Raw genomic sequence first — 16,059 nt, forward strand, 5'->3', positions numbered from 1 at the left:
CGGGGTCCGCGGGTCAGCGGTCGAAGGGGGCGTCCAGCCAGACGTGCCGGGGCGGCAGGAGCGACTCCAGCTCGTCCCACAGCGCGTCCGGCACCGGGTGCGCGGCGGCGGCGAGGGTGTCGGCGACGCGGGAGGGCGCGCCCATCCCGACCACCGTGGCCCCGAACCGGTCGTCCCGCAGCGAGAACTGCAGCGCCGCGGTGCGCAGGTCCGTGCCGTGCTCGGCGCACACCCGCTGCATGTCGGCGACGGCGTCGAGGATCTCCGGCGGCGCGGGACGGTAGCCGTAGGTCACCGGGCGGCGGTCGGGCGCGGCGAGGATGCCGCCGCCGTACACCGCGGCGTTGAGGACGCCCATCCCGCGGTCGAGCGCCTCGGCGATAAGGTCCCCGGCGCTGCGGTCCAGCAGCGTCCACCGGTTGTGCACGAGCAGCACGTCGAAGACCCCCAGCGCCAGGTACTTCGCCATCTCCTGGACGCGCCCGCCGGCGAGCCCGATCGCCCCGACGACGCCGCTCTCGCGCAGCTCGACCAGCGCGTCCACCGCACCGCCGGGCGCGCTGATCTCCGTGAAGTCGAAGTTCTCGGGGTCGTGCAGGTGGACGAGCGGCAGGTGGTCCAGACCCAGGCGCTCGCGGCTCTCGTCGAGCGAGGCCCGGACCCGGTCGCCGGAGAAGTCACGGTCCCGTGCGTCGACCTTGGTGATGACGACGAAGTCGTCCGGCAGACCGCCGGCGTCCGCGATCGCGGTCCCGATCCGCCGCTCGCTCTCGCCGTCGCTGTAGTTGTTCGACGTGTCGATGCAGCGGATCGGGCTGTCCAGGGCCGCCCGGGCCGTCGCCACGCCCTCGTCGACGCTCACCTCGCGCCCGTAGAGCCGCGGCAGGCTGCCCAGCGGGCTGGCCCCGACGCAGACCGCGGAGAGCTGGATGCCGGTCCGTCCCAGCGGGCGGACCCAGGTCGGTGAGCCGGGTGCGGGCGTGGTCATGGTGCCTCCGTCGTCGTCGCCGATGCGGACGACATCCCACCACGGCCGGGGCCCGGCGACCCGACGGAGGGTGCGGGTGCGGGCGACCGCGGGTCAGCCCGTCGTGGCGGGCGGGTTGCTGGTGCACAGGCCGATCCAGCGACCGTCGGGGTCGCTGAGCTCGGCCCACCAGCCCATGTCGCCGCCGATCTCCGTCCGGGGCGCCCGGACGGACCCGCCGGCCGCCTCCGCCGCGGCGAAGACCGCTTCCAGGTCCGCGACGTTGATGTACGTGCGCACCCCGGGCGGGTCGCCGGCGGCCCCCTCGGCGCGGTAGATCCCTCCGATCAGCTCGCCATCGCGGACGACGCCCAGGTAGGCGTCGTCGTCGCCACCGAACGACGTGAACGTCCACCCGAACACCTCGCCGTAGAACCTCTGGGCGGCGGTGACATCGGTGACGGGCAGCTCCCACCACGTCACGGTGTTGAGCGGCTCCTGCTGGGTCTCGGTCATCGCGGGTCCTCCAGAGGAGGGGGCCGACCGTCGGGCCGGCGAAGGCGGACGAGGGGCATGGCGATTTTTCCGTCGGCGATGCGGGGAGCGCCAGGGGGTGCGTCGACCTGTGGTCGCTCGGGGACGGTGCGGGCGGGGGGTTGCGATGGTGGCGTGGCGGGAGCCCCCGCATTGCACTCCAGCGGCCGCCCGGTGGCCGGCTTCCTGCACGCGTTGTCCGGTGGCGGGGCGGGAGTCCTCACACCCCACTCCAGCGGCCGCCCGCTGGCCCGCTTCTCGCAGCGTCGTCCGGTGGCGCGCCGATCCTCGGTGTGCGTGCTACCCGCGGCCGCTGCCCCAGCCGAGTCGCGCGCTGACAGGCTCGTTCTTCCCGCTTTGCCACCCGCGCGCAGGCACCCGCGCCCCACTGCTCGTCCATATTCTTCACCCCGCCGAAGCGAGCCGACCTCGCTCATTCTTTCCTTCTGCCACCCGCCCACAGGCATCCGCGGACCACTGCTCATCCACAGTTGTCGCCGCGCCGCCAAGAATGTCAGTGGCTCGTCCTAGCATGGTGCTCAGGAATCGGGCCAGAGTCAGTGGGCAACGAAGCCGAACGACCGACGGGAAAGGGGTGAACGCCATGGATGACGACGTGTCGGACGAGCCGGGCGTCACCTCGCCGAGTGCCACCGGCACGGATCTGTCGACGGTGCGTCCGGAGGTCGCGGAGCTGTTGGCGGCGTTGGAGGCGGTGGCCGATGCCGCGGTCGCCGTGGCCCGGTCGGACGCCGGGGTGGACGGTCGTGAGGCGGCGGTGGTGGCCGCCGGGATCGCGGCCGCGACGAGCCGGCTCGGGGTGGTGCAGGCCCGGATGCTGGCGGTGGTCGAAGCGGACGGGATCTGGTCGCTCGAGTCCCGGTCGCTGGTCCGATGGGCCGCCCGACGACTCGACGTCACCGTCCGCACCGCCCAGGCCCAGGTGCACCTCGGCCGGACCCTGCGCGACGACCTGCCGCTGACCGCCGCCGCGGCCGCGGCCGGGGAGATCGGCGTGGAGCACGCGCACGTGCTCGCCGCCCTGGCACCCACCACGGAGCGGCGGCGCGCGGCGCTGGCCAGCCCCGATGTCGAGTGCAACGAGGCGTGGCTGGTCCGGCAAGCCAAGCTCAACACCGTCGACGACCTGCGGACCATCGTCCGGCACTGGGCGGCGGCAGCCGACACCGAGGCGGACGACCGCGGGTACGTCGAGGCGTGCGAACGCCAGCACCTGCAGTTCGCACCAACGCTCGGCGGGTACCACGTGCAGGGGTTCCTCACCGTGGACGTCGGGCAGGCCCTGGTCACCGCCCTCGAAGCCGTCACGCCTGTCCCCGCCGCCGGGGACACCACGACGGCGGACCAGCGGCGCGCGCAGGCGGTCGGGGTGCTGGCGAACCTGGTGCTGGACAAGGGACTGGCCGGCGACGGGCGAGCGTCGCGGCCCCGGCTGAACGTGCTGGTGTCGTACGAGACGCTGCAGGCCGTCACCGAGCGGGCGATCGCGCGGCAGGACGGGCTCACGCTGCTTGAGGCAGCGCCGCTATTGACGGAGAAGAGCGTGCTGCGCGGGCCGCAGTTCGAGGACAGCACCCCGGTCCCGCGCATTCTGCTCGACCGGTTGGCGTGCGACGGCGAACTCAACCGGGTGATATTCGGCCCGACGTCCGAGATCCTCGACGTGGGCCGGGCGGAACGGACGTTCACCCGGGCGAGACGGAATGCGATCATCGCCCGGGACCGGCACTGCCGGTTCCCCGGGTGCAGCGCACCGCCGACGTTGTCCGAATGCCACCACGTCCGACATTGGGGACGAGATCACGGCAGCACCTCGGTCAGCAACGGGATCCTCCTGTGCTGGCACCACCACGGGCATGTCCACGCGCGCGGGATCGAGATCCACCGGCGAGGTGCCCGGTGGGTGTTCACCGACGCGGCCGGCCGCGAGCTAGGCGATCCATGCCCGGGCGACGAGGCGGGATGAGCCGTGCGCCGCGGGCACGGCCGGGGCGCCTGCTGGCGCGGTCGTACGGTTTCGAGCGACCGGAGCACTCCCGACCCGCTCAGCCCCGACCAGCCCCCGGCCGGACCAGACCCGACTCGTAGGCGTACACGATCGCCTGCGCGCGGTCGCGCACGCCCAGCTTGTGCAGCACCCGCTTCACGTGGGTGCGCACCGTCTCCTCCGAGATGTACAGGCGCAGCGCGAGCTCCGCGTTGGACGCGCCGGAGGCCAGCGCGACCAGGACCTCGGTCTCCCGGTCGGTGAGCGGGTCGGTCAGCGGCGGAACCGGCACCGGGGCAGGGACGCGGGCGAAGGCCTCGATGAGCCGCCGCGTGACCGACGGCGAGAGCAGCGCCTCTCCCCCGGCCACCACCCGCACCGCCGCGATGAGGTCCTCCGGCGGCGTGCGCTTGAGCAGGAACCCCGACGCCCCGGCGCGGATGGCGTCGAACACGTAACCGTCGTGCTCGAAGGTCGTGAGGATCACCACGCGCGTCGCCGGTGCCTCGGCGGTCAGCCGCACGGTCGCCTCGATGCCGTCCATGACGGGCATCCGGACGTCGACCAGGGCGACGTCCGGCGCCTCGCGCACGACGAGCTCCACGCCCTGCAACCCGTCGGCCGCCTCGCCGACGACGACGACGTCGTCGACGCTCTCCAGGATCATCCGCACGCCCCCGCGCACGAGGTGGTCGTCGTCGACGAGGGCGACGCGGATCATCGGGCCACCGGGATCCGGCAGCGCACGGTCCAGCCGCCCGCCGGGTCAGGACCGGCCTCCACGGTGCCGCCGAGGGCCTCGACCCGGTCGCGGATGCCGACGAGCCCGCGACCCGGGTCGCCGCCCGGCGGGCGTCCCGCGGCGTGCGCGACGCCGCGGTCGGTGACCCGCAGCCGCAGCGCGTCGTCGTCGTAGGCGACCTCCACCTCGGCCGGCGTCCCCGGGGCATGCTTGGTCACGTTGGTCAGCCCCTCCTGCACGATGCGGAACGCCGCGAGGTCGACCGGCATGGGCAGCGGCCGTGGCGTGCCCGCGACCGTGACCCGCGCCGGGACGCCCGCGGCGGTCACCTGCGCCGCGAGGTCCTCGACGTCCGCCAGGCCGCGGGCGGGGCGGCGGTCGGCGGGGGCGTCCAGGACGGCCAGCGCCTGGTCGAGGTCCGCGAGCGCGTCGCGCCCGACCTGCTCGACCGTCGCGAGCGCTGCCGCGCTGGCCCTCGGGTCCCGGTCAAGGACCCGTCGTCCGGCGCCGGCCTGCAGCACCATCACGTTGAGCGCGTGCCCCACGATGTCGTGGACCTCGTGCGCGATCCGCGTGCGCTCCTGCGCCACCGCGGCGGCTCGCTCGCTCTCGCGTCGCTGCTCGGCCTCCTCGGCGCGGCGGACGACGTCGGCCGCGGCACGCCGGCGCTGGCGCTCGCCCTGCCCGGCGACCCACGCCAGCGCCCAGGCCGCCACGACCAGTCCGGGGAGCCATGGGATCCCGGTCGACGGCACCAGCGTCCAGTACGTCACGACCCCCGTCAGGCCCACCACGAGCCCGACGACGGCCTGCACACGGGTGCGGGCGTGCCCGCCGACGCGGTAGAGGCTGAACCCGTTGGCGTACGGGTACAGCCCGGCGTCGTAGTACAGGCCGGCGATGAGCAGCAGCGCGGCAGCGCTGACGAGGTAGGCCCGCAGGGGGAACCGCCGCCCGAAGGTCAGCGCCGCCCCCATCGTGAGGCCCAGCAGGACGGGCACCGGCGACCCGGTGTCCTCGGCCACGGCCTCGCCGACGAGCAGCGCGCTCGCGAGGCCGCCGAGCAGGAGGTCCCACCCGCTCGGAGGGCCGGTCGGTGCGCCGGTGGACAGGTGAGGCGGCCGGGCGGGAGGTGCGACGGGAGGCAGCCGCGACCGCACGTCCATCCCGACCTCCCTCGCCCACCCTCGCCGCTCAGCGACGCCCGTCCACCGCGCCGTGCGGTGCCGCCGGCCTGATCCCCCGCACAGCATCCCGGACCGCGTAGCCGAACGGCACGACTACCGCCAGCGTGGCGAGGCCCAGCCCGGCGGCCAGGCCGGCGGACACGTCCAGCATCGAGCGTCCGGCGTAGGCCTGTGCCACCACGAGCCCGGTCAGGGCCACGTACCCGGCCGACGCCGCCAGCATGGCCCGGGTCCGGGCCACCGGCGTCAGGCCCGACCGGCCCAGCAGCAGGGCCAGCGCCCCGAGCACCTGGATGCCGTGCAGCGCCACCGCGTGCGCCAGCTTGCCCGACCCGGCGACGCCGAAGACCACCGCGGGCGGGACGGCGTCGTGGGCGTCGACGTACGCGAGCCCGCGCGTGATCAGGTCCTGGCCGAGCGCCGAGGCGACCAGCACGAGCCCGAGGCCGACGAGGACGGCCAGCACGGTCGGCGCCGGCCGCCGCAGCCGCCACGCCGCCCAGACGGTGAGCAGGACGATCCCCACCCCGAACACCGCGATGGTCACGCCCATGAGGGCGAACACCACCGCGTCGACGGGCGTGGCGAGGTTGAAGTGCGACGCCGTCCCGCGCCACCGCTGGGCGGTGATGAGCGCGACCTCCGCGACGCCGCCGCCGGCGATCAGGGCGGTGGTCGTCCATCCCCACGCGCGGGAGCGCGGCAGGACGCCCTGCACCCAGCCGACCGCGAGCGCGAACAGCGAGAACGAGACGCCGAACAGGATCGGCTTGCGCCACGAGACCGCGCCCTCCCAGGCGCCGCCGTCGACCGCCCAGACCCCCACGTGCGCGACGCCGGAGGCCATCAGCAGGGCGGCGACCACGTACATCGCACGCTGGTACGGGTGCCGGGGCCCGGCGTCCGCCAGTGCGCCGCGCACCTGCGCGAGCACCCGGGACGCGGCCGCGGTCACGACGGCGGTCGCCGCCGGACCGTGGGGCACCGCGGGACCGGCGGGCACGGCGGGACCGGCGGGCACGGCGGTCACGACAGCGGTCGCGGCTGGACCGGCGGTCGCGGCCGGACCTGCCGCGGCGCTGGTGGTGAGGTGGGGCGAGGGCGGGACGCGTGTGGTGGACATGCCCCTCAGCGTCGCGACCGGCGACGTCCCGGTCGTCCTCCGGAGCGGGGACCGGGCCATCACCCTGCGGGGTGACCCGCCCCCGACCGACCACCCCGGCCCGCACCCGTGCTCCGGCGTCGTCGCACCTTGAGCCGTGCGGGCCGCCCGTCCGGGTCGAGGAACGCCCGGTACGCCGCGGCCGCGAGCCACCGCTGCCACGGCGGCGGGTACCGGACCGTGTGCACCCGCAGCCGTCCCGGCGGGCGCGGTCCCCGGCGTCCGCCCGCGTACCAGGCGTCCAGCGCGGCAGCGCTGCGACGGATCGACCCGACCGCCTCGTCCGGGTCGACGAGGCCGGCGTCGTCGTCCGCGTCCAGGTGCTCGCGCCACAGCTCCAGGCGCAGGTCCCGGGCGAAGCGGCGCGCACCGTCCCCCAGGCCGCCGGGGTCGCGCGGCTCGCGGGGGTCCCGCTCGTCGTCGAGCACCGCGGCGGCAAGCTCGGAGTCGTGCGTCCACGACCGGCGGTTGAAGTTGTCGCTGCCGACGCTCGCCCACACGTCGTCGACCACGCAGACCTTGGAGTGCACGTACACCGGCTCCCCGGCGTGGTTCTCCACGTCGAGGACCTGGACGCGGTCCCCGCCCGCCGCACGCACCAGCTCCAGCGCCTGGGCGTGCCCCAGGTGCGAGGCCGCGAGCGTGAACGCGCCGTCCTGGTCCGGGTACCGGGGCACGACCACGACCAGGTGCAGGCCCGGCTCGCGGCGCAGCGCGTCGGCGAACACCCGTGCGACCGCCGTCGACCACAGGTACTGGTCCTCCACGTACACCAGCCGCCGGGCCCGGCGCAGCACCTTCGCGTACGCCCGGGCGACGCTGCGCTCGCCGTCCGGGGCGAACGGGTAGCCCCCCAGCCACCGGTTCGGGTACGTGCGCAGCAGCTGGACCGCGCAGGAGCCGGCGCGCGGCGGGTCGGGCAGCATCGCCGGCAGCCGGTCGGCGCGCTGGTCCTCACCGCGCAGGCGGTCGGTGATCGCGTACCACGGCAGCCGGGACAGCGGCGCCGGGTCCTCCCAGCGCTCCCGGAACACGGTCTCGACGTCGCTCACCGCGGGGCCCCGCAGCTCCACCTGGGCGTCGTGCCACGCCGGCTTCGGTCCGTACCGGCTGGAGAACCTCTGGGCCTGCGGGTCCCCGGCGTGGTCGGCGTCGTCCCGCCGGCTGTGCGCGAGGTCGATGCCGCCGACGAACGCGACGTCGTCCGCCGGCCGGTCGGGGTGCCGGACGACGACGAACTTCTGGTGGTGGCTGCCCAGCGGCCGCACCCGCTGGTCGAGCAGCACCTCGCCACCCGCCTCGCACACGTCCTCGGACAGGTCGCGGTTCTCCTCGCTGGAGAACCGCAGGCGGTCCAGGTGCGAGCGCCAGATCAGCCCCTTGACGACCGCTCCCCGCCGGCACGCGTCGACGAGCTGGCCCACGACGGTCGGGCCAGCCTCGCGCAACCGCTCGTCGGGGTCGCCCCGCCAGTCGGTGAAGAGGACGAGGTCGCCGGGCCCGGCGTCGTCCAGCGCGTCGGCCAGCACGTCGAAGTACCGCGCGCCGTGCACCCGGGGCCGCGCGTCGTTGCCCTCCGTCCACGGCCGCAGCCGGGTGGCGGGGTTGCCGCGCTGCGAGGCGGTGAGGAACCACGGGTGGTCGGTCTCCCCGGGGACGGCGGCGGCCGGGACGTCCGCGGCGGAGGGCGTCGCGGTGGACGGCGTGGCACCCGACGGCGTCGCACCCGACGGCGTCGCGGTGGACGGCGTCGCGGTGGACGGCGTGGCGGCGTGCCGGTCGGCGGCACGGTCGGCGGCACGGCGGAGCATGTGCCCAACGTGGCACAGCCCGACGCGGCGGACGAGACCCCGGGCGGGCGAGATCCGGGGGCGCCGGCGGCCTATCGTGAGCGTGTGGTCGCTCCCCCGTCCCGACCGGCAGCGGCACCCGCGGTGTGGGTCCGGGCCGACGTCGTCCGTGTGGTCGGGCTGGCCGCCGTGGCCGCCGCGGTCCTGTGGTTCGACGGGGTCGCCGTCGCCCTCATGCTGCTCGTGCTCGGCGGCCTGATGGTCCCCCGGGCCCTGCGCATCGGACCCCGGCTCGACGTCGCGTACGGCGTCGCGCTGCTCGTCGCGGCGTGGAGCGGCGTGCTGGACTTCTACCGCGACCTGGTCTGGTGGGACCTCGTCGTGCATGCCGTCGTCACCGGGCTGGTGGCCGCCGTGTCCCTCGGGGCGCTGGTGCGGCTCGGCGCCGTGCGTGACCCCGACGACGCCGACCTGCGCGCCCACCGCCTCGGCGTCGCGCTCGTCACGGTCGCCGTCGGGCTCGGCCTGAGCGTGGTGTGGGAGATCGCCGAGTGGCTCGGGCACACGTATGTCGACCCCGCGATCTACGTGACCGAGACCGACACCCTCGGGGACCTCCTCGCCGGCGGGCTGGGGTCCCTGGTGGCAGGAGCCGCCCTCATCGGCCGGCAGGGGGACCGCACCGACGGGTGAACCCGGTCCGCGCAGTCCGGACAGACCCACCCCGACGGGACGCCGACGGCACGGCCGAACGGGTCGTCCGCGCGCTCGCGGCTCCCGGGGCGCCCGTGCACGGCCGATACGGACGGCATGGATCTCCACCGTCCCCCGACCGGGCTCAGCCGTGTCGTGGCCGCCGTCCTCGTCGCGTCGACCGCCCTGGCCGCCGCCGCCCCCGCCTCCGCCGCCGAGGCCCGGACGACTCTGGACGTGCTCTCGATCGTCGACGGTGAGCACGTGGTGACCACGGTCGTGGTCCGCGCCGACCGCGCCGAGTCCGCCGAGGCGGCCCTCGAGGACGACCCGGGCGTGCTCGCGGTCGACGCGCAGGTGACCTACCAGGTGGACGGCACGGGGCCCGACCCGTACTGGGACGAGCAGGACCCCGTCGCCACCGCCAAGGCCCGCGACGCGTGGACCGTGACCCGCGGCGCCGGCCAGGTCGTGGCCGTCCTGGACACCGGGGTCGATCCCGAGCACGAGGACCTCGCCGGGGCGCTCCTGCCGCTCGTGGACGTCATCGGCGGGGACGGTGACCCGTCGCACGGCACCGGCGTCGCCGGCGTCGTCGCGGCGCGGGCCGACAACGGTCTCGGCGGGGCGGGGATCGCTCCCGACGCGACCGTCCTGCCGATCCGCGTGTGCAACTCCGGCGGCTGCCCGTCGACGAACGTCGCCCAGGGCATCTTCCACGCCGTCGACCACGGTGCCGACGTCATCAACCTGTCGCTGTCGGGCAGGGGCTACTCCGACATCACCGCGGCCGCGGTGCTCTACGCGCTGGACCGGGGCGTGTCGGTCGTCGCGTCGGCCGGCAACTCCGGCCTGGAGGGCAACCCGGTGTCGTACCCGGCGGCGAACAGCGGCGTCATCGCGGTCGGCGCCCTGACGCCGCAGAGCACCCCGGCAGCCTGGTCGGTCAACGGCTGGCAGGTCGACCTCTCGACCGTCGGCGAGAGCGTCCTGGTGCCCGTGCCCGGCAACGGCTACGGCAACGCGAGCGGGACCAGCTTCTCCGGCCCGGCGGTCGCCGCCTCCGTCGCCCTGCTCCGCGCCAGCCACCCCGGGATCGGGCTGGAGGAGATCCAGGCGGCACTCCAGGCGTCGTCGGACAGCTCGGCACCGTGGGACCGCCGGTGGGGCGCCGGACGCCTGGACATCCCGGCGGCGCTGGCCGCCGCCGACCGCTCCGACGACGGGGCGCCGACCCTCACCACCGGGCAGCCGCAGACGGTCGACGTCGGGTGGGCCCCCGTCCCGGGCGCGACGCGCTACCGGGTCCGCGTCGACGGGACGGTGCGCGCCGAGGTCGCCGACCCGCACGCCACCCTCACCGGGCTCACCGACGGCACGCAGCTCGCCGTCGACGTCCAGGCGGACGACGGCCCGCGGACCAGCGCGCGCCTCGCGCACGTCGGCGTACCGGCACCGGGGGTCGTCACCCTGCACGAGGGCCGGCTGACGGGCAGCGGCGCGTCGACCCTGCTCGGCCTCCTGGCCACCACCGACGGCCGTCCCGGCGACACCTACTCGCTCGTCCGCAACGGGGTGAGCGTCGGCACCCTGGCGCTGCCGGTGTCGTCGCAGCCCTCATGGCTCTGGATCGGCGTGGGCAGCTGGCCGCCCGGCGCGGCCGTGTGGCGGCTGCGGGCCGTCGACCGGCTCGGGCGCACGTCCGCCCCGTCGAACGGCATCCTCCTCGGGGAGGGCGTGCCGCAGCCCCCGGCGGCGGTGACCGGGCTCGCCGCGGGCCTGCGCGACGCCACGGTGCTCCTCACCTGGGACCAGCTCCCCCAGGCCGCCGAGTACGAGGTCGAGGTCGGCGGCGACGTCGTCCGCACCTCGCGGACCGGCGGCGCCGTGGTCGCCGCACCACCGCCCGGCGAGCAGCGCACCTACTCCGTGCGCGCGGTCGACCCCTGGGGGCAGCGCGGGCCCTGGACGTCGGTCGACGTCCGCACGTCCCTGCCGGGGGCCGTCCCGGACGCCCCGACGTCCGTGACCGCGACCCGGGGGTCCGGCAGCGCGACCGTGTCCTGGGCCGCCCCGGCCGACCACGGCTCCCCGATCACCCTCTACACCGTCGTCGCCTCCCCCGGTGGCGCGACGGTCACCACCGCCCGGACGACCGCCTCGGTCGGCTCCCTGACCAACGGCGTCCCCTACACGTTCACGGTGACGGCGACCAGCGCAGCCGGGACGAGCCCGGCGTCGGCGCCGAGCGCACCGGTCACCCCGGCGGGCGCGCCGGACGCGCCGGTCTCGGTCTCCGCCGCCGTGCGGGACGGCTCGGCCGACGTCACGTGGACCGCGCCCGCGTCCAACGGCAGCCCCATCACGTCCTACACCGTCACGGCGAGCCCGGGCGGGCGCTCGGCGACGACCACCGGGGCGACGGCGGCCACCGTCACCGGACTGACCAACGGCACCGCCTACAGCTTCACCGTCACAGCCACCAACGCCGTCGGCACCGGTCCCGCGGCGGCCACCCCCCGACCGCTGCTGTTCCGGACCTTTACCGACGTCCCGGCCACCGCCCCGTTCGCGGACGACATCGGGTGGCTGGTCGCGCGCGGCATCACCACGGGCCGCCCGGACAACACCTTCGGACCGCTGGAGCCGGTCTCCCGTGAAGCCATGGCCGCCTTCCTCTACCGCTCCGCCGGGTCACCGACGTTCGCGCCTCCGGGCAGGTCGGTCTTCGTCGACCTGGTGCCCTCCGCCGCGTTCTACGCGCCGATCCACTGGCTCGCCGCCCAGCGGATCACCACCGGTTCCCCGCAGCCGGACGGCACGCTGACCTACGACCCGCTGCAGCCCGTCACCCGGCAGGCGATGGCCGCCTTCCTGTACCGCGCGGCCGGCCGGCCGGCCTTCACGGCGCCGGCCACCGCGACCTTCCCGGACGTGCCGGCGGGTGCGCCGTTCCGGCAGGAGATCGAGTGGCTCGCGGCCACCGGGATCACCACCGGGACCGTCCGCGCCGACGGCACCCGCGCGTTCGACCCCCTCGCGCCGGTGACCCGGCAGGCCATGGCGGCCTTCCTGCACCGGATGGACCGGCTGACCGCCGGCTGACGCGCGGCTCGACCGGGGAGAAGCACGCAGACCCTGCCGGGCCGGCGGCGGCAGGGTCTAGCGTGCGACCACGGGCACTGCCGCCGGTGGCGGCCTCGCGCGCCCGCCACCGCCACGAGGAGAAGCCGATGACGACCTCCGACGAACGCACCCCGCACGACGACGAGACGACCTCCGGTCCGACCAGCCCCGGTCCGGGCTCGACCGGCTCGGCCACCGCGGGCACCGGGCAGAACGTCCCGGACACCGGCCCCGGCGCGGCCGCCGCCGATGTCGACGGTGACGCCGACCACACGGACTGACGACCGCGGCGGCACACCGGGTGCCGATCGGCGGGGCGGCCACCGCACACGCGGGGGCTGCCCCGCCTCCCGTCGCCCGTCCTCGCCGTGCCGGAGGCCTCCGCGCCCACCACGATGGGCCCGTGGCACACCCGTACCGGCTCGGCTTCCCCGTCAAGATCATCGGCGACGGCGGGCTCCCGACGGCCGACACCCGCCGGTGGCAGAGCGGCCCGCACCTCTCCCGGTCCCTGGAGCTCCTCGGTCCCGCGTTCGACCGCCTCGAGCGGATCGACGTGCGAGTGTTCCGGCTCTCGAGCCAGACCATCCCGTACGGGACCCACCCCGACATGCCCCAGCTGCACTACCGGCGCCAGATCGACGAGGCCCGCGACGCCCTGACCGCCCTCGGGGCGCGGGCGACGGCCCGGGGTCTGCGCCTGTCGACGCACCCCGGTCAGTACACGGTCATCAACTCCGCCGACCCCGTCCTGACGGCCAAGTCCTCCGCCGACCTGGAGCAGGACGCCGCCCTGCTGGACGCGCTCGGCCAGGGGCCCGAGGCGGCCGTCGTGGTGCACGTGGGCGGGCTGTACAACGACCGTCCCTCGGCGCTGGACCGGTGGGCGCGCGCGTACGAGTCGCTGTCCGACCGTGCCCGCGCGCGGGTGGCGCTGGAGAACGACGACGGGCCGTTCGGCGTCGGCGACGTCCTGGAGCTGCACCGGCGCACCGGCGTCCGGATCGCCTACGACCACCACCACCACCGCACGTCGGTGGAGTCGGTCACCCTGGACCCGGCCGAGGCGCTCGCCCGGACCTACGCCACGTGGGCGGACGGCGTCCGGCCCAAGGTGCACCTGTCCAGCCCGCGGGTGGACCTGGAGACGGCCGAGCGCAAGCCGGCCGGGAGCCGGCGGATCGAGCGGGTGCCCGTGGTGCCCCGGCTGACCCCGCACGCGGACTTCGTCGCACCGTGGGACCTGGTGGACCTGCTGCGCTCGGCCCCCGGTCCGCTGGACGTCGTCCTGGAGGCGAAGGCCAAGGACCTCGCGCTGCTGCACGCGCGCGCCGCGCTGGAGCGGCTGTTCCCGGAGCTCGCCGCGCTCGAGGAGCGGACGACAGCGCCTACGCCCCCAGCAGCGCGGTGACCACGAGGATCGCCGGCAGCGCGAGCAGCGTGCTGAGGAGCACCGTGCTGCGCGCCAGCACCTGGGACTCGCGGTACCGCACGGAGTAGACGAACACGTTCTGGGCGGTGGGCAGGGCCGCCAGCACGGTCAGCGCGAACAGCTCCTGGCCGCGCAGGCCGACGAGCAGGCCGATGCCGTAGGCGATGAACGGGTGCACGACGACCTTGATGCCGGTGGAGACCAGCACGTCGCGCCCGAGCGCACCCTCGCCGGCCCGCATCCCGTGCAGGGACATGCCGTACGCCAGCAGCGCGAGCGGGACGGCGGCGCCGGACAGCAGCGTGACCGGCTCGATCACCCAGGCCGGCGGCTGCACGCCGGTCAGGTTCGCGGCCAGGCCCAGCACGGACCCGGCGATGATCGGGTTGCGCACGGGGCGGGTCCAGCGCGCGAGCCTCCCGGGACCCGGCCCCGCGTCGCCGTCGACGGCGACGCCCTCACCGGTCCCGGCCCGCACGCGGTCCCGACGCCGCTCGGCCACGTCGAGCACGGCCAGCGCGACGGGCGCCATGACCACCAGCTGGAAGAGGATCACCGGGGCGACGTAGGACGCGTCCCCGAGCACGTAGAACGCGATCGGGATGCCGAGGTTGGCCCCGTTGACGTACGACGACGCCAGGGCGCCGATGGTGAGCTCGCCCACCGTCCGCCGCCACCAGCGCGCGATGAGCACGAACACCAGCGCGGCCACCGTGCTGGACGCCGCGATGCCGGCGAGCAGCGCGGACAGCACCGTCTCGACGGGGGCGTCCAGCAGGGTGACGAACAGCAGCGCGGGCGAGGCGAACATGAACACCACGCGCGCCAGGACCTCCTGGCCGTCGGCCGGGAGCACCCCGCGGCGTGCGGCGACGTACCCCAGGGCCACGAGCGCGAGCAGGATCGCGAACCCGGTGAAGATGCCACCCACGCTGCGGTGCCCCCGTCCCTGTGTGCCTTCGAAGAGCGCTGACCGACGGCCGCGGCCCGCACGACGATCTCGTGCGGGCCGCGGCCGTCGGGCTCGTGCGGTCGGGCGGGGTCAGCCGATCGCCTGCTCCACCTCGGCACGGAACTGCTGAGCGCCCTCCTCGGGCGTCATCCGCTCGAAGAGCACCTCGGAGTTGATGCGGGCCAGGATGGCGGCCACCTCACCGGCGCCGACCGGCGGGGTCGGGACGCCGTCGACGATCTCGTCCTCGAGGTCCTTCATGAACTCGGCGGCCTTGACGTCACCGGCGGTGAACTGGGCCTCGACGGCCGTCCGCACGTCGGTGTTCGCCGGCAGACCACGGTCGGACAGCAGGATCCTGCCGGCCTCGGGGTCGTTGACCATGAAGTCGATGAACATCGCCGCCGCGGCCGGCGCCTCGGTGTCGGCGGACATGGAGATGTACATGGACGGCTTGAAGTACATGCCGGTCCGCTCGCCCTCGGTCTCACCGGGCCAGCGCAGCAGCTCCAGGTCGGTGCCGGCCGCGGTCTGGATCGCGGTGAGCTGGTTGGTCCACCAGGCGCCCATGGCGCCGCGGTTGGTGCCCAGCAGGGACTGCTCCGGGCCGCCGGTCTCGAGCTCGACGGTCTCGGACGCCGACGGCTGCCCGCCGTTCTTCTGCAGGTTGAGCGCGATGTTCCACCAGTCGACGAGCGTCTCGTCCTGGTAGCCGAGCTCGCCCTCGGGGGTGTACAGCTCCTCGCCGCGCTGGCGGGCGAAGACCATGAAGCCCGGCTCGTTGTAGCCGTGGTCCTGCATGCCGAAGACGCTCTGACCGGACGCGCCGATCTCGATGGCGATGTCCTGGTACTCCTCCCAGGTCCAGGTCTCGTCGTCGGGCATCTCGACGCCCGCCTTCTCGAACACCGCCGGGTTGGCGAGCACCGAGTAGACGTTGATCCCGGTGGGGATGCCGTACTGGCCGCCGTCGAACTCGCCGACCGAGAGGATCTCCTCCTCGATCTTGTCCGTGGCGATGTCGAAGTCGTTGAGGTCCGCGATGACGCCGCGCTCGCCGTAGTCCCGCAGGTAGCGCTCCTCCTGCATGATGACGTCCGGCGTGTCGCCGCCGGCCACGCCGGTCGCGAGCTTGTCCCAGTACCCGTCCCAGTCGGTGAAGTCGGGGACGATCGTCACGTTCGGGTACTTCTCGGTGAACGCGTCGATGACCTGCTGGTTCAGGCCGTGCCGCACGTCCGAGCCCCACCAGGCGTAGCGGAGGGTGTACTCCTCGTCCGGGTCGAACTCGGCCGGGGCGGCAGCCTCGGCCCCCTCGGAGGCCGCGCCTGCCGAGGTGTCGTCGGCCTGGCCGCACGCGGTCAGCGTGAGGGCCGTGGTAGCGACGAGCGTCGCCGTCAGCAGCCGGCGGCGGGGCCGGCTGGTCGTGCTCAGGAAGCTGCGCATCGTTGTGTCACTCCTGGGTT

General features: G+C 75.2%; 13 protein-coding genes. 5 read left to right on the forward strand and 8 right to left on the reverse strand.

Translation table 11 applies throughout. The features are described from left to right. Positions 1 to 13: 13 nt before the first annotated feature. Complete coding sequence (locus CAE01nite_RS09785) at positions 14 to 988, reverse strand: aldo/keto reductase (protein ID WP_146903401.1); 975 nt, start codon at positions 986 to 988, stop codon at positions 14 to 16. Positions 989 to 1,081: 93 nt separating this feature from the next. Continuing rightward, positions 1,082 to 1,483 carry a VOC family protein gene (locus tag CAE01nite_RS09790; RefSeq protein ID WP_146903404.1) on the reverse strand — a complete coding sequence of 134 codons (402 nt, stop codon included), beginning with the start codon at positions 1,481 to 1,483 and terminating at the stop codon, positions 1,082 to 1,084. Positions 1,484 to 2,105: 622 nt separating this feature from the next. Between CAE01nite_RS09790 and CAE01nite_RS09795 the strand changes: the two genes are divergently transcribed. Then, positions 2,106 to 3,488, forward strand: a complete 1,383-nt coding sequence (locus CAE01nite_RS09795; RefSeq protein WP_186816496.1) for an HNH endonuclease signature motif containing protein — start codon at positions 2,106 to 2,108, stop codon at positions 3,486 to 3,488. Positions 3,489 to 3,567: 79 nt separating this feature from the next. Here CAE01nite_RS09795 and CAE01nite_RS09800 read toward each other — a convergent pair whose 3' ends face one another. Genes CAE01nite_RS09800 through CAE01nite_RS09815 form a run of 4 tightly spaced genes read right to left on the reverse strand, consistent with a single transcriptional unit; the run spans position 3,568 to position 8,411 of the window. Further along, on the reverse strand, positions 3,568 to 4,230 hold the full coding sequence (locus CAE01nite_RS09800; protein ID WP_146903410.1) for a response regulator: 663 nt from the start codon (positions 4,228 to 4,230) through the stop codon (positions 3,568 to 3,570). Continuing rightward, positions 4,227 to 5,417: a sensor histidine kinase gene (locus tag CAE01nite_RS09805; RefSeq protein WP_186816497.1), complete on the reverse strand. Its 1,191-nt coding sequence runs from the start codon at positions 5,415 to 5,417 to the stop codon at positions 4,227 to 4,229. The genes CAE01nite_RS09800 and CAE01nite_RS09805 overlap by 4 nt, the downstream gene beginning before the upstream one ends. A 28-nt stretch (positions 5,418 to 5,445) precedes the next feature. After that, on the reverse strand, positions 5,446 to 6,561 hold the full coding sequence (locus CAE01nite_RS09810; protein ID WP_146903416.1) for a hypothetical protein: 1,116 nt from the start codon (positions 6,559 to 6,561) through the stop codon (positions 5,446 to 5,448). A gap of 59 nt (positions 6,562 to 6,620) precedes the next feature. Continuing rightward, on the reverse strand, positions 6,621 to 8,411 hold the full coding sequence (locus CAE01nite_RS09815) for a phospholipase D family protein (RefSeq protein ID WP_146903419.1): 1,791 nt from the start codon (positions 8,409 to 8,411) through the stop codon (positions 6,621 to 6,623). An 84-nt stretch (positions 8,412 to 8,495) separates the two neighbouring features. Here CAE01nite_RS09815 and CAE01nite_RS09820 point away from each other — a divergent pair, with 84 nt between their 5' ends. The 4 genes from CAE01nite_RS09820 to uvsE all read left to right on the forward strand — a co-directional run bounded on the left by CAE01nite_RS09820 (position 8,496) and on the right by uvsE (position 13,620). Beyond that, entirely contained in the window at positions 8,496 to 9,083 is a 588-nt protein-coding gene (locus CAE01nite_RS09820; protein WP_146903422.1) for a DUF2238 domain-containing protein, read from the forward strand. A gap of 117 nt (positions 9,084 to 9,200) precedes the next feature. Then, positions 9,201 to 12,188 carry a S8 family serine peptidase gene (locus tag CAE01nite_RS09825; RefSeq protein WP_146903425.1) on the forward strand — a complete coding sequence of 996 codons (2,988 nt, stop codon included), beginning with the start codon at positions 9,201 to 9,203 and terminating at the stop codon, positions 12,186 to 12,188. A 128-nt stretch (positions 12,189 to 12,316) separates the two neighbouring features. Then, positions 12,317 to 12,490 (forward strand): hypothetical protein, encoded by a 174-nt coding sequence (locus CAE01nite_RS18110; protein ID WP_186816498.1) that lies wholly within the window; start codon positions 12,317 to 12,319, stop codon positions 12,488 to 12,490. A gap of 122 nt (positions 12,491 to 12,612) precedes the next feature. After that, the gene (gene uvsE / locus CAE01nite_RS09830) at positions 12,613 to 13,620 is read left to right on the forward strand and encodes a UV DNA damage repair endonuclease UvsE (protein WP_186816499.1); all 1,008 of its coding nucleotides are present in this window, start codon (positions 12,613 to 12,615) and stop codon (positions 13,618 to 13,620) included. Here the strand turns inward: uvsE and CAE01nite_RS09835 are convergent. Continuing rightward, a complete protein-coding gene (locus CAE01nite_RS09835; RefSeq protein WP_146903431.1) occupies positions 13,598 to 14,572 on the reverse strand; it encodes an AEC family transporter in 975 nt (324 codons plus the stop codon). The two genes, uvsE and CAE01nite_RS09835, sit on opposite strands and share 23 nt — an antisense overlap. Before the next feature lie 111 nt (positions 14,573 to 14,683). Further along, positions 14,684 to 16,039 carry an ABC transporter substrate-binding protein gene (locus CAE01nite_RS09840; RefSeq protein WP_146903434.1) on the reverse strand — a complete coding sequence of 452 codons (1,356 nt, stop codon included), beginning with the start codon at positions 16,037 to 16,039 and terminating at the stop codon, positions 14,684 to 14,686. Positions 16,040 to 16,059: the final 20 nt, after the last annotated feature.

The sequence above is a fragment of the Cellulomonas aerilata genome, assembly GCF_007991755.1.
Lineage (GTDB): Bacteria > Actinomycetota > Actinomycetes > Actinomycetales > Cellulomonadaceae > Pengzhenrongella > Pengzhenrongella aerilata.

Coding starts and splice junctions, on each gene's coding strand:
- CAE01nite_RS09785 (WP_146903401.1), bottom strand. CDS start 988: ATGACCACGCCCGCACCCGGCTCACCGACCTGGGTCCGCCCGCTGGGA.
- CAE01nite_RS09790 (WP_146903404.1), bottom strand. CDS start 1,483: ATGACCGAGACCCAGCAGGAGCCGCTCAACACCGTGACGTGGTGGGAG.
- CAE01nite_RS09795 (WP_186816496.1), top strand. CDS start 2,106: ATGGATGACGACGTGTCGGACGAGCCGGGCGTCACCTCGCCGAGTGCC.
- CAE01nite_RS09800 (WP_146903410.1), bottom strand. CDS start 4,230: ATGATCCGCGTCGCCCTCGTCGACGACGACCACCTCGTGCGCGGGGGC.
- CAE01nite_RS09805 (WP_186816497.1), bottom strand. CDS start 5,417: ATGGACGTGCGGTCGCGGCTGCCTCCCGTCGCACCTCCCGCCCGGCCG.
- CAE01nite_RS09810 (WP_146903416.1), bottom strand. CDS start 6,561: ATGTCCACCACACGCGTCCCGCCCTCGCCCCACCTCACCACCAGCGCC.
- CAE01nite_RS09815 (WP_146903419.1), bottom strand. CDS start 8,411: ATGCTCCGCCGTGCCGCCGACCGTGCCGCCGACCGGCACGCCGCCACG.
- CAE01nite_RS09825 (WP_146903425.1), top strand. CDS start 9,201: ATGGATCTCCACCGTCCCCCGACCGGGCTCAGCCGTGTCGTGGCCGCC.
- CAE01nite_RS18110 (WP_186816498.1), top strand. CDS start 12,317: ATGACGACCTCCGACGAACGCACCCCGCACGACGACGAGACGACCTCC.
- CAE01nite_RS09840 (WP_146903434.1), bottom strand. CDS start 16,039: ATGCGCAGCTTCCTGAGCACGACCAGCCGGCCCCGCCGCCGGCTGCTG.